Annotated in this window: 10 protein-coding genes; all 10 read right to left on the bottom strand. The window is 45.6% G+C overall.

Annotation, left to right across the window (positions count from 1 at the left end; genetic code table 11):
• Positions 1–2 precede the first annotated feature (2 nt).
• The 10 genes from GVN16_RS22830 to GVN16_RS22785 all read right to left on the bottom strand — a co-directional run bounded on the left by GVN16_RS22830 (position 3) and on the right by GVN16_RS22785 (position 13,304).
• The gene (locus tag GVN16_RS22830) at positions 3–854 is read right to left on the bottom strand and encodes a transketolase (protein WP_166566278.1); all 852 of its coding nucleotides are present in this window, start codon (positions 852–854) and stop codon (positions 3–5) included.
• Positions 854–1,510, bottom strand: a complete 657-nt coding sequence (gene fsa, locus GVN16_RS22825; protein WP_166566277.1) for a fructose-6-phosphate aldolase — start codon at positions 1,508–1,510, stop codon at positions 854–856. Before fsa ends, GVN16_RS22830 begins: the two co-directional genes overlap by 1 nt.
• Positions 1,511–1,555: 45 nt before the next feature.
• Positions 1,556–2,254: an L-ribulose-5-phosphate 4-epimerase gene (locus tag GVN16_RS22820; protein WP_166566276.1), complete on the bottom strand. Its 699-nt coding sequence runs from the start codon at positions 2,252–2,254 to the stop codon at positions 1,556–1,558.
• Positions 2,255–2,458: 204 nt separating this feature from the next.
• Positions 2,459–3,949, bottom strand: coding sequence for an L-arabinose isomerase (araA, locus tag GVN16_RS22815; RefSeq protein ID WP_166566275.1), 1,491 nt, complete (start codon positions 3,947–3,949; stop codon positions 2,459–2,461).
• Positions 3,942–5,579, bottom strand: a complete 1,638-nt coding sequence (locus tag GVN16_RS22810; RefSeq protein WP_166566274.1) for a ribulokinase — start codon at positions 5,577–5,579, stop codon at positions 3,942–3,944. Before GVN16_RS22810 ends, araA begins: the two co-directional genes overlap by 8 nt.
• A 73-nt stretch (positions 5,580–5,652) precedes the next feature.
• Positions 5,653–6,351, bottom strand: coding sequence for an NrtR DNA-binding winged helix domain-containing protein (locus tag GVN16_RS22805; protein WP_166566273.1), 699 nt, complete (start codon positions 6,349–6,351; stop codon positions 5,653–5,655).
• A 180-nt stretch (positions 6,352–6,531) separates the two neighbouring features.
• Positions 6,532–8,067, bottom strand: a complete 1,536-nt coding sequence (locus tag GVN16_RS22800; RefSeq protein WP_409013197.1) for an alpha-N-arabinofuranosidase — start codon at positions 8,065–8,067, stop codon at positions 6,532–6,534.
• Positions 8,068–8,229: 162 nt separating this feature from the next.
• Complete coding sequence (locus GVN16_RS22795; protein ID WP_166566271.1) at positions 8,230–10,155, bottom strand: alpha/beta hydrolase-fold protein; 1,926 nt, start codon at positions 10,153–10,155, stop codon at positions 8,230–8,232.
• Between the two features lie 55 nt (positions 10,156–10,210).
• A complete protein-coding gene (locus GVN16_RS22790) occupies positions 10,211–11,269 on the bottom strand; it encodes an esterase family protein (protein WP_166566338.1) in 1,059 nt (352 codons plus the stop codon).
• A gap of 91 nt (positions 11,270–11,360) precedes the next feature.
• Entirely contained in the window at positions 11,361–13,304 is a 1,944-nt protein-coding gene (locus GVN16_RS22785; RefSeq protein ID WP_166566270.1) for a sialate O-acetylesterase, read from the bottom strand.
• Positions 13,305–13,310: the final 6 nt, after the last annotated feature.

Raw genomic sequence — 13,310 nt, 5'->3', positions numbered from 1 at the left:
TTTTAATAATCGCCCAGGGTTTCAGGTAATTGAGACAGAGCCGCCGCCAGTTGGTCATCATTAGGAGCTGCACCGTGCCATTTGTGGGTGTGCATCATAAAATCAACGCCCTGCCCCATCTCTGTTTTCATAATGATACATACAGGCAGACCCTGCCCGGACTCTGTTCTGGCCTGGCCAAGCACTTCCCTGATGCTGTCAAAATCATTGCCATCCATATGCAATACTTTCCAGCCGAAAGCGTCATATTTTTTCCCTAAGTCCCTGTTGTTCATTACTTTTTCGGTGGGTCCGTCTATCTGTTGCCCGTTAAAGTCAATGATGGCCACCAGGTTGTCAAGCCGGTGATGAGGAGCAAACGTGGCAGCTTCCCAAACCTGGCCTTCCTGCTGCTCGCCGTCACCCATCAGGCAATACACCAGGTTATTGTCTTTTCTGAGCTTTTTGCCATAGGCAGCTCCGGCCGCTACGGACAGCCCCTGACCCAGAGAACCTGAGGCAATCCTTATGCCCGGAAGATGCTCGGCAGTGGCCGGGTGTCCCTGCAAACGGGAATTTAACTTCCTGAAAGTAGCGAGCTCCCGGACCGGAAAATAGCCCCGACGGGCCAGCACTGAATAAAGAAGCGGAGAAATGTGCCCGTTGGACAAGAAAAACATATCTTCATGCTCTCCGGACATGTCAAAAACGACCTGTTTATCCTCGCCGGTTTTGAGATTCATTTGCTCAAAAAATAAGCTGACAAGCAGATCTGTGCAACCCAATGAACCACCCGGGTGTCCGGAAGAACAGGCATGGACCATCCGGAGGATGTCACGACGTACCTGAGAAGAAATTTGTTCCAGTTTTTCCATTATCCGTTTACTTTTTTATGGTCTGCTAAAAATTTCGCTAATCCGCTGTCTGTCAACGGGTGATTGAGTAAGGATAACATAGCACTTAACGGGCCTGTCATAACATCGGATCCCAGTTCTGCACATTTGATGATGTGCATGGCATGCCGCACAGAAGCTGCAAGAATCTGGGTTTCATAGCCGTAATTATCAAAAATAAGGCGGATCTGTTTAATCAGCTCCAGGCCATCCACCGAGATGTCGTCCAGCCGGCCGATAAAAGGAGAAACATAGGTCGCTCCGGCTTTGGCAGCCAGAAGGGCTTGTCCTGCAGAAAAAATCAAGGTACAGTTCGTTTTGATTCCTTTGGAACTGAAATACCTGATTGCCTTCACCCCGTCTTTAATCATCGGTATCTTCACCACTATATTCTCATGAAGAGCTGCCAGCACCTCTCCTTCCCTGATCATACCTTCAAAATCGGTCGAAATAACTTCAGCTGAAATAGGGCCGTCTACTATCCCGCAAATTGCCTTGTAATGATTCAGAACGTTTTCGGCTCCGGAAATACCTTCCTTAGCCATCAGCGACGGATTGGTGGTTACTCCATCCAAAACACCAAGTGCATTGGCTTCTGTAATTTCCTCTAAATTGGCGGTGTCAATAAAAAACTTCATTTTTTTAGATAAATTTAAATGTACTGATATCGTTAAACCAGCTGCTTAACAACCCTGCCCGTAATAGGCATTTTTGCCGTGCTTCCTTTCATAATGTTTTAATCGCAATGTATCTTTTATCCTGGGAGTATCAGGGTTAACCTGAAGTGTAAGTAAGGCCATACGGGCTATTTCCTCCAAAACGGCCGCATTATAAACCGACTTTGCGGCGTCTTTTCCCCAGGTAAAAGGCCCATGATTCTGCAGTAAGACCATCTCCAGTTCCTGGTGCGACAGACCCCGCTCCCCGAAGCAATCGATGATCTGATTTCCGGTTTCAAACTCATAATTCCCCTTGATCATTTCATCGGTAAGCACTTCAGCACAAGGAATATCCTGGTGCGTATGATCCGCATGTGTAGTGCCGAGTACGGGAATATCCTTGCCGGCTTGTGCCCATGCCACAGCATAGGTACTGTGTGTGTGGGTTATACCTCCGATATCGTCCCATGTCTTGTAAAGCAGAGCATGTGTTTTGGTATCTGACGAGGGCCTGAGTTTTCCTTCGACCACCCTGGCCTCAAAATCCATGATAACAATATCTTCGGGTTTCAATATTTCGTAAGGTACGCCGCTTGGTTTAATAGCAAATACCGATTTTTCCCTGTCAACCGTACTCACGTTCCCAAACGTAAACAATACAAGCCCCAGTTTCGGCAGCATCATATTCGCTTCAAAGCACTCCTCTTTTAATGACTTATACATAACTGATAATTTTATACTTTACTCGTGATCAGCAGCTTCAATGAACATTTCATTCACTGCCGTCCAATCTTCAATCTGCGTGCACAATACTACACTTCAACCTATTCACGCACAGCAAGCCTGCATGGGCAAGCCCATCATAATACCATTTTCAAGAAACAAGCCTCCGTTAATTATCTTAACAGAGGCCATAGGCCCGGCTGATTATCTGAAGGCTACGTCGTTGTATTTCAATTCATTCTTCAGGCTTCTGATCCTGGTGTCTTTATCTATCACCACGAGTTCGACATCGAACATCGCAGCCAGATCATCTATGTAATCAGTGGTAAGATTCTGGCTGTACACGGTATGATGGGCTCCTCCCGCCAGAATCCAGGCCTGCAAGCCTACTTCCATACTTGGATACGGTTTCCACAAGGCACGTGCCGTCGGTAGTTTAGGAAATTCTTCTTTCACTTCCACTGCCTCCACCTCATTGACAATCAAACGGAAACGATTGCCCAGATCAACCAAAGAGACATTCAGAGCAGGACCAGCTGCCGCGTTAAACACCAGGCGGACAGGGTCTTCTTTGCCTCCGATTCCCAGCGGATGTACTTCACATTTTACTTTCTGTCCTGAAATGGAAGGGCATATCTCGAGCATGTGTGATCCTAAAACCATAGGATTGGCAGGGTCAAAGTGGTAGGTGTAATCTTCCATAAATGAATTGCCCCCTTTCATGCCGCTCGCCATAACTTTCATGACATGAACCATGGCAGATGTTTTCCAGTCACCTTCGCCGCCATAGCCATAGCCTGCTGCCATCATTCTCTGTGAACCGATTCCCGGCAACTGCTTCATACCGTGAAGATCTTCGAAAGTATTGGTATAAGCAGAAAAACCGCCGTCTTCGAGGAATGCTTTTAAACCCAGTTCTATCCGGGCTGCTTCAATGAGGGAGCTTCTTCTGTCACCGCTCTTGCTCAAAGAAGGCATCAGATCATAGGTATCCTCATATTCCTGTATCAACGTTCCGATTTCAGCATCTGAAACCTGGCTGATCACCTGGACCAGGTCACCGACAGCAAAAGTATTGACCGAAAACCCGAACTTCATTTCCGCAGCCACCTTATCACCGTCAGTTACCGCCACCTGACGCATATTATCTCCAAAACGGGCCACTTTCATGGTTTGCATTTTGTGCCTGGCCACTGCCACACGGGCCCAGACGTTAATTTTCTCCACAACAGCTCCTGACTCCCAATGTCCTACGACAACCTTGCGGTTTATCCCCATTTTTGTCATGATGTGCCCGAATTCACGGTCGCCGTGAGCTGACTGGTTCAGATTCATAAAATCCATATCAATTTCAGCATAGGGGATGTCGCGATTGAACTGGGTATGCAGATGTAAAATAGGAAGCTTGAGGGCGTTCAAACCACCGATCCACATTTTGGCAGGAGAAAAAGTATGCATCCAGGTAATTATACCGACACAGTTATCGGTATTATTTGCGGCCCGGCAAATGGAAAGAATTTCTTCAGAGGTCTTTACGACAGGCTTAAAGACCACCTTTATTGGAATAAGTGGTGAATTATTAAAAAAACCGGCGATGATCTTAGAGTGCTCATCAACCTTCCGGAGAGTTTCCTCCCCGTATAAATGTTGGCTGCCAGTTACGAACCAAACTTCAAACGATTTTAAATCAAGCATTGTTTTCTATAAATTTTCCTATTTTCTGATACTTTTCATATAGCTTCCGGTAAATCTTCACATACTGAGCCCGGGGTTGATAACTGGCATCAAAACCTGAGCCCATGGCCTCCTGGGCCCTGGAAATATGAGGATGAATACCTGCCGCCACGGAAGCGTTCATTGCTGCTCCCAACGCACAAGCCTGATCTGAACTTGCCACTTTAATAGGCATGTCCAATACGTCACAAAGGGTCTGCATCACGAAAGGTGATTTTTTTGCCACCCCTCCGATCGCAATCACCTGCCTGATAGGTACCCCTTCCTGCTGAAACCTGTCAACTATAGCTCTGGAACCAAAGGCGGTGGCTTCAACAACCATCTTGAAAAACCTGACGGCATCTGTCCCTAAACTTAATCCTGTAAATCCTGCTTTCAGGGCATGGTTGGCATCAGGGGTTCTGCGGCCATTGATCCAGTCGGTGGCTACCGGGTCACTGTCAGACAAGGGTAAAAGTGCCGCCTTCTCAGACAGATGCGGGATAAGCCTTGAGGCTAATTCATCGGCAGCGGCATCTCCCAGAAGCTCGCGGACCGGTTCGGTAATGATCTGCTGAAACCACGCATAATAATCGCCGTACGCCGATTGTCCGGCCTCCATGCCCAACATGCCAGGTACGATAGAACCATCTACCTGCCCGCAAATTCCTTTGATCAGCAAATGCCCGATTTCTTCATTCGGAGCGATGAGCATGTCGCAGGTCGAAGTCCCCATGACACGCACAAAATCATAGGGCTGAATTTCAGCCCCTACCGCACCCATATGACAATCAAAAGCCCCTACACCAATAATAACCTCTTCAGGAATGCCTAATTTCAAGGCCCATTCCTGCGAAATTTTACCCATTGGAGTGTCCGAAGTGTAGGTATCCCTGAAAAGTCTGGCACGCAGGCCACTTAAAAGCGGATCAAGTTTTGAAAGGAATTCTTCCGAGGGCAGTCCTTCGAATTCTTCATGCCACATAGCCTTATGGCCCGCAGCACACCTGGACCGCTTCATGATAAGCGGATCAGTATTCCCTGTAAGAACCGCCGAAACCCAGTCGCAATGCTCTACCCAGGACCATGCCTTTTCGCGAACCTCTTCGTCTGTCCTCAAAATGTGCAGGATTTTAGCCCAATACCATTCTGAAGAATAAATACCGCCTACATATTTTGTATAATCAATATTCCAGTGATGTGCAAGATCGTTGATTTCCTGTGCTTCAAGATTAGACGTGTGATCTTTCCAAAGCACAAACATAGCATTGGGATTTTCTTCAAACCCCTCAAGCAAAGCCAATGGCGTTCCGTTTGCATCAACTGCCACAGGGGTTGAGCCTGTGGTATCCACAGATATCCCCACTATATTTTTTCTGGTCACTTCATCTGATGCGGACAATGCTTCTTTAATGGAAGCCTCCAAGCCCTCAAGATAATCCAAAGGGTGTTGTCTGAACTGAGAAACCGAAGGATCACAGAATAATCCCTGTCCCCAACGCCTGTAATAATGTACCCCGCTGCCTATACATTCACCACTTTGAGTATTGACTATCAATGCCCTGACTGAATCTGTCCCGAAATCAACTCCTATCGTAAATGTACTCTTCATCCATGTCTGTGTTAAAATGACACAATTTAATTCAATTATTTTTTAAAACCGGTCTTTTTTCAAAAAAAATATTTTATCTCATTGAATCTGAGATAAAATAATGGAAAGCATTAAACTGTCTTTGATATTTTTCTTTGTCCAGCTTGTACAGGATTGCCTTTTTTGTCGTTCCGTATTGGTTCTTTTCCCCGGTATCAATTAACAGGTGGGTAGAAAGGATTTTACGACTGAAGTTACGCCTGTCAAGCGGGCTATCATAAATGGCTTCATATAATTTCTGCAGCTGGGGAATGGTAAATTGTTCCGGCAGCAACTCGAAGCCGATTGGGTGCAATGCGGCCTTGTAGCGTAATCTTTCCAGGGCGATATTGACCATCTCATTGTGGTCAAAAATAAGATCCGGCCGGCTCTTTAAATCAATCCAATAGGCATTCTGGGCCCGGGCTGAATCCTGATCGTGGGCATGGATATTAATCAATGCAAAAAAACAGACGGAAAGCGTCCGCTCCACCGGGTCCCTGTCAACCTTTCCAAAACTCTTAATTTCCTCAAAGTAAATATCCTTTAACCCTGTCAGGTCATATAAAATGCGGTTAGTTGCCACCTCGAGGTCTTCATTTGATTCTAAAAAACCACCCATTAATGACCATTTGCCCATTTCAGGTTCAAAATTCCTTTTTATCAGAAGCAACTTCAGCTGTTCTCCATCGAAACCAAAAACTATGCAATCCAAAGCAACAAGTATCCTGGTCGAGTGAGGATATTTTTTCATCAATACGTTATTCATTGCCTAAAAATGCACAAAAAAATTGAATAAATATATATCCAATTTTAAATTCGTGAAAATCAAAGACTTTCACGAATTTCACAATATTAACCTTTCAATTCAGCCGATTCCAATTCATAGAAATCAGCATAAATCGAAAGTATTTCAACCTCTCCGGATAATGACTTATTTCGTTACCTTCAAAGTGATTACAGAATAAGCCGGAATCACCAGTTTCAGTATTCCTTTATCCAGTACAGCTCCTGAAAATGACTTTATTGAAACCTTCTGAGGGTTCTCGAAAGTATTGTGATCTCTTATCTTTGCAGCACTCAGGATTTGCCCTGAAACCCTGGCAAAACTTTCACCTCTCAGGTTGATAACCACCTCATGAGCTTTGCTGTAATCAATGTTGGTCAATGAAATATTTATAGCCCCTGACTCATCTTTGGAAGCTGACGATGACACTGCTTTCAAGGCCTTACCCTGGAATTCATATAAAGGCGACTCTATATTTATCGGTACGAGGGCTGCATCCTGGTGGACATTGTACATTTTCATCACATGATAGGTAGGAGTAAGCAGCATTTTTTCTTCATTGGTAAGAATCACCGATTGCAGCACATTCACCACCTGGGCCAGGTTTGCTCCACGCACACGATCCGCATGGTTATTGAAAATATTCAGTGTTAAACCGGCAATCACAGCATCTCTCATGGTGTTTTGCTGATATAAAAACCCGGGGTTTGTACCTGGCTCAACGTTATACCACCCACCCCATTCATCGACAATCAGGGCTACCTTTTTTTCAGGGTCATATTTATCCATGATTGTGCTGTGGCCTGTGATAAATTCGTCCATTTGCGATGCTTCCTGCATGCTTTTAAAATACTGGGCTTCTGTAAAATCTACCGACGGACCCTTATCTTCCCAGCTTAAAACCGAGTAATGATGCAATGCCACCCCAGCAAGCATTTTATGAGGAATATTTTTCATAAGGGTTTCTGTCCAGCCATAATCACCGTCAGTGGCCCCGGACGCAATTTTGTAAAGTTTAGCGTTGTTATCCCAGTCAGTCATGAACGTAGCATACTGGCGATAGATATTTGCATAGTATTCGGCGGTCATATTTCCCCCGCAACCCCAGGCCTCATTCCCGACACCCCACAACTTAACGTTCCATGGTTTTTCGCGGCCATTTTTCTTCCTGAGTTCAGACATCGGGCTTCCACCGGGATTGTTCACGTATGATACCCAGTCTGACAGATCCTTTACCGTGCCGCTTCCGACATTTCCGGCCAGGTAGGGCTCTGCCCCGATGCGTTCACAGAGATCCAGGAAATCGTGTGTCCCGAAGCTGTTGTCTTCAGTAACACCGCCCCACCAGACATTCACCATTTTAGGCCGGTCTGCTTTAGGCCCGATACCATCTTTCCACTGATAGGTATCGGCAAAACATCCGCCAGGCCATCTTAAATTAGGCACTTTCAGTTCTTTAAGAGCCTGAACCACATCGTTCCGGATTCCCTGTACATTCGGAATTTTGGTATTATTTTCTCCTACATATATGCCCCCATAAATACATTTCCCGAGGTGTTCCGCAAAATGCCCGTAAATGTGTTTATTGATCCGTGGGCCGGTTAAGTCTGTATTAAATGTAATCTTGGTCTGGGCACCGGCGGTCAGACCGGCAAATAGCAGAACAGATAAAAAAAACCTCATTTTCATAATTAATCACTGTTTTAGTTTAGATACGAAATGCTTTTTTGAATTAACCTGCCTGTCCGGCATGTTCATTTGTCATGTAATGGCTTGCTAAAATATTCTTCCTGAAGGCAGGCTATCTTAAACAAGCACATTACTCTTCCTGGCTATAAAGTCATTTTATTTAAACAATACCTGGGCGAATCCGAACAAATCATGTCTCCACACCGGCCAGGTGTGGCCTCCGGCATACTCGCTGTAGGTATACCTGATCTTCATGTCATCAAATTTGCCCATCATGATTTTGCAATTTTCATAGGCGATATCCTGCTTCCCACCCATTGAAATCCATAGGCTTTTCAGATTACTGTTAATTTCAGAAGCGTTATTTTTCATGAATTCATACTGGGGGTCTGATAGCTTGGTATTGTTGGCAAACCACCCCGAACTGAACACCCCGAGGTAAGAAAACATGTTTGTGTTTTTGATACCTGCATATAAGGTCTGCAGCCCTCCCATGGATAAGCCTGCCAATGCCCTGTTTTTAGCATCTGTTTCTACACGGTAATTGCTTTCTACAAATGGTATAGCTCCGACTTTGAGCTCATTTTCAAAAGCCTTTAATACATTCTCATTGAAGCCCGCCAGTCCTCCTGAAAAATTCATATTTCCATCCAGCATGGCTATCACCATAGGTTTAGCCTTATTAGCAGCAATAAGATTGTCAAGAATCAAATCTGTTTTGCCCTGTGTGGCCCATCCTCTCTGGTCTTCTCCTCCACCGTGTAAAAGATACAATACCGGATATTTAGAGGTCGACTGATCGTAGCCAGGCGGTGTATAGATGTACATTTCACGCCATGAATTTGAAGCTTTCGAAAAATACTTTTTAATCCTGATATCACCATGAGGTACATCTTTCAGAGCATAAAAATCGCCTTCTCTGTAAGGAATCTCAATACCGCTGGCCATGCGGCTCATCCCGTAAAAGGATTCGCTGGACGGATCTGCCACTGCGACGCCGTCTATCAACAAGGAATAATAATGAAACCCTCTGCTTACAGAATCTGTGGTTACATTCCAGAATCCGCTCGTATCTTTTACCATATCGTATTTTTTACCCAGGTCTATCTGCACCTTTTGTGCTTCCGGGGCCTTAACCCTGAACACTACGCGGTTGTCCGGAAGAACCTGCGGATACTTGGCGTTTCTTATGTTAGTTGCCGCAGGGGTTCCCAGCACTGAATATTTTGTAAACTCCTCTGGTTTGACCGGTTTAAACAGAAATTGCGAAAACATATAGAGTCCGTTTTTCCAGACTTTGAAATCATGCACCCCTGTTTCGAGGTAATAGATATGAGGCACGTTGTTTTCGTACAGATAGTCATGAGTACGCTTGCTGAAACTCAAAAGCCCGTCGCCATCGCCGCAGCTGATCCAGAGCAGCTTGAGTTTCTCCCTGGCACTGGCCGGATCCGGCACCAGCTCTTTGGGTATTTTTGTATTCGGGGCAGACGAAAACCCACCTACCCAGGCAAATTTGTCAAGGTTTCCCAGACCAAAATTCAAAGACTGTCCGCCGCCCATAGACAAACCTGCGATAGCCCGGTTTTCACGGTTGGTAAGTGCCGGGTACTTTTTCTCAATAAAAGGGACAAGATCATTCAGCAGATCTTTTTCGAAAGTGGCAAAGGCTTCTACTTTGTCTTTGTCGAATATATTACCCACGGCCCGGTCGTCTTTCATGGCACGTCCGTTGGGCATCACGACGATCATCGGTTCTATTTTGCCTTCTGCATAAAGATTGTCCAGGATATTTTGCGGATTGGCCCCTTTAAACCACTCCAAATGATCCCCGCCAATGCCATGTAAGAGGTAAAATACCGGGTATTTCTTCTTTTTATCGAAGTTTGGTGGCGTGTAAACCAGCGTCTTGCGTTTGCTGCCGACGGTTTTTGAATCATATAATACGGTATCTATTTTACCTTTGGATACATTTTCACGGGCCTGATCAAATCCTTTTGGCATTTCTTTCTCCATTTTCTGAGCAAAAATATGAAGAGAAAATACCGTATTGATCCATATTAAAAAGAGTATTCTTTGCATTGTTTGAATAATTTATTTTTAGTTTTTAAAAGCAAATCTCAGAGAGGCCCCGTTTTTATTTAAAAAGTAAGGGAGCCATTTGATACAAACTTCTTCTCCAGGTCTGAAACTCATGTGCCGTACCTTCGGAAACATAGGAAACGGCGTTAAACCCGGCCGCTTTCAATTCTTCAGCGGCTTTACGTACTCCATCAGGGCGTTCTTTACTACCACAGCTCAGAAAGATCATTTTCACTTTACTCTTGTCTGAGATGTCGGCAGGGGCATAAGTTCCCCCGCTGAGCAAACCGTAGTACGAAAACACATCGGGTTTATTGAGTGTAATGGTTTTTGTTTCAAAGCCACCCATCGAAAGCCCGGCCATAGCTCTGCCATCTTTGTTTTTGACGGTACGGAAATTATCATCCACATAAGGAATCAGCTCGTCTATCAAAACCGTCTGAAAAGGTTCAATTTTAAAATTCCGTATTCCCCCCGGCTTCACATCATTGGTCATGCCATAGGTCATCACGATAATAAAGGGCTTTATTTTACCCTCAGCGATCAGATTATCCATGATTAAATTGGCATGTCCCTGGTTGCTCCAGGCCGTTTCGTCTTCTCCCCAGCCGTGCTGAAGGTACAATACCGGGTATTTGTCTTTGCTTTTCTCATAGCCCGGCGGGGTATACACAAATGCCCTCCGTGAGGTACTGGTGCTGGGTGACGGAAACAAAACCTGGTGTACATGGCCGTGCGGAACGTTTTTAAGGGCATAAAAATCGCGGTCATGGGCAGGAATTTCTATGCCACTTTCCCAACGGGTGGAGCCGTAAAAATTGAGTGTGCCCGGATCATTGAATTTCCCGCCGTCTATCCGTACATTATAGTAATGAAACCCTTCATCCATCGGACCGTCGGTGGTAGCCATCCAGCTGCCATCTTCTGTTTTCTGAAGCTTGGTACCACCCTTGCCGCCAAGCCCAAGACTTACCCGTACGCTGTCGGCTGCAGGAGCTACAATTTTAAAACGGGCATAACCCTGCGAGTTTACCATAGGGTATTCCTGCTGTGGCTGGTTGAAAGTTGAAGGCTTAAAATCTTCAATTACAGCGGGTTGACTGGTCTGTGCCATTGCAGCAACTGATGCACAGGCAATGAGTATTGTTAAAACTTGTTTTCTCACTTTTGTTACATTTTTGAGGTTGAAGAATTAATTTAAAAAACTATTTATCCGTTCTGAAAGGAGAGGCAGGCAATCCTTCTTTGTTATAAAAATTCACATCGGGGTTATCAGCCCAGGCATAGCGTACATACACCGGCGAAGGGACCTCAGGACTTGAAACTTCTATTTTATCTCCAGCAATTCTGGCTGTTGCCCAGACAAATTTTTTATCCGCACCTGCTATGGCAAATTCCCGCAGGTCTTCCCCGTCATTGGTCACCAGCCCCCCGCCGGTCTGACTGAACGAAACCACGATCTTATTGCCCTGCACCAAAGCTGATTCAAACAGGGGGCCTGAATAAACAATGTCCTCTTTATAGGCAATTTTACTTGCCGCGATAGCCAGCCTTTCCCCGATTATTTTTTTATTGTCCGGGTGGATATCGTTCCATTCTCCGGCATCAATGCCAACAGCCATAGCAGTATTGGGTACTGACAGACTTTGCAATTGTGCTTCCCGCAGCTCTGCCCACTGGCTCTCACCGGGAAGATAGTTAGCATCCATAAAATTGGGCAATTGAACAAACAAAAACGGCAATTCGCCCAGTTGCCACTTACTCCTCCAATCTGATATTTGTGCAGGTTGAAGTCTGGCATATTCGGCCCCGCGGCTGCTGTTGCTTTCGCCCTGGTACCAAAGCCAGCCTCTAATGGCGTAGTTAAGGGCGGGGGCTACCATGGCATTGAAAAGTGATGCCGGGGAGTTCTGACCGGGAGGCGGTCCGTTACCGGCCATTCCGCTACCAAATGTCCTCGGCACAAATACTTCGCCGACTTTATATTGCCAGGTCCCTTTCAGATCCACCGTGTCTTTACCGCTGAAAATACAATATGGCTTATCCGGCACAAAGCCGCCTTTACCGTTGGTATTGGTCACTTTTACGACGAATAAATTCCTGCCTGCTTTCAACAAACCGGCAGGCACGTTGTACCTCCTTTGCGGATACTGATAGCTTGTGCTGCCAACTTTTACCCCGTTAATGTAGAGCTCATCAGCATCAATGATCCGTCCTAAAAATACCCTGGCGGCATTGGCTGTCATGCTCGCAGGCAAATCAAGTTCTTTGCGGTACCATACCGTACCATTCAGGTCTTTAATGCCCTGATCTTCCCAATAGCCCGGCACATTGATGGTCTTCCAGCCTTTGGGCACATAGCTTTTATCAAACCAGGTTACGGCACCTGTTAATCCCTTATCCTTAATTGCAGGCGGCGTAAAATTGCTTCCCACTCTGCGATTGAAGCTATTGACAAAGGCCGTGTCTTTATTTTTAGCAATGGCTTTCTGCATCGCTTCAAAATCTTTCAGGCCTGATTCACTCGTCCAGGCTTCAATAGGTGTACCTCCCACACTGGCATTGATCAGGCCGATGGCTACTTTGTTTTTTTTGTAAATCTTACTGGCAAAAAAATAGGCTACGGCCGAAAACTGCCGTACGTTTTCAGGATTACATACTTTCCAGGACGCGACTTTAAAATCGTCGGCCGGGCCATCAAACCTGGTAGCTGTCGGGATCCAGAAGTGTCTGATGTTTGTGTTGTTCGCCTCCAGAATGTCCCGGGCGTAAGTGACGCTGTGTAGTTCCATCTGGTGTACCATGTTGCTTTGCCCGCTACAAAACCAGACATCACCGATCATGATATCCCTGATGGTGATCAAATTGCTTCCGGAAATATCCATCGTGTAAGGACCTCCCGCCTTTTGGGCCGGTAAGGTGACGAGCCATTTGCCGTCAGCAGAAGCCTTGGTCTTATAGGTTTTCCCGTTAAAGTTGATGGAAATTTTTTCACCTGTGTCAGCCCAACCCCAAATTTTCAGAGGGGCATCCCGCTGCAAAACCATTCCGTCGGAAATAAGCTTAGGTAGACGTATGCTGGCATCCGCACAAATAGTCAGGAATAAAAACAGGAGCGTCAGGATTCCGTATCCGCCAAGTCTCTTCATAAAATA

The organism is Emticicia sp. CRIBPO (assembly GCF_009905725.1).
Classification (GTDB): domain Bacteria; phylum Bacteroidota; class Bacteroidia; order Cytophagales; family Spirosomataceae; genus Leadbetterella.
The sequence above is the reverse complement of the archived record's forward strand: the minus strand, read 5'-3'. Positions and strand labels throughout refer to the sequence as shown.

Bases quoted from the DNA above. Each gene is read 5' to 3' on its own strand.
- GVN16_RS22830 (WP_166566278.1), bottom strand. From the start codon at position 854: ATGGAAAAACTGGAACAAATTTCTTCTCAGGTACGTCGTGACATCCTC.
- fsa (WP_166566277.1), bottom strand. From the start codon at position 1,510: ATGAAGTTTTTTATTGACACCGCCAATTTAGAGGAAATTACAGAAGCC.
- GVN16_RS22820 (WP_166566276.1), bottom strand. From the start codon at position 2,254: ATGTATAAGTCATTAAAAGAGGAGTGCTTTGAAGCGAATATGATGCTG.
- araA (WP_166566275.1), bottom strand. From the start codon at position 3,949: ATGCTTGATTTAAAATCGTTTGAAGTTTGGTTCGTAACTGGCAGCCAA.
- GVN16_RS22810 (WP_166566274.1), bottom strand. From the start codon at position 5,579: ATGAAGAGTACATTTACGATAGGAGTTGATTTCGGGACAGATTCAGTC.
- GVN16_RS22805 (WP_166566273.1), bottom strand. From the start codon at position 6,351: ATGAAAAAATATCCTCACTCGACCAGGATACTTGTTGCTTTGGATTGC.
- GVN16_RS22800 (WP_409013197.1), bottom strand. From the start codon at position 8,067: ATGAGGTTTTTTTTATCTGTTCTGCTATTTGCCGGTCTGACCGCCGGT.
- GVN16_RS22795 (WP_166566271.1), bottom strand. From the start codon at position 10,155: ATGCAAAGAATACTCTTTTTAATATGGATCAATACGGTATTTTCTCTT.
- GVN16_RS22790 (WP_166566338.1), bottom strand. From the start codon at position 11,269: ATGGCACAGACCAGTCAACCCGCTGTAATTGAAGATTTTAAGCCTTCA.
- GVN16_RS22785 (WP_166566270.1), bottom strand. From the start codon at position 13,304: ATGAAGAGACTTGGCGGATACGGAATCCTGACGCTCCTGTTTTTATTC.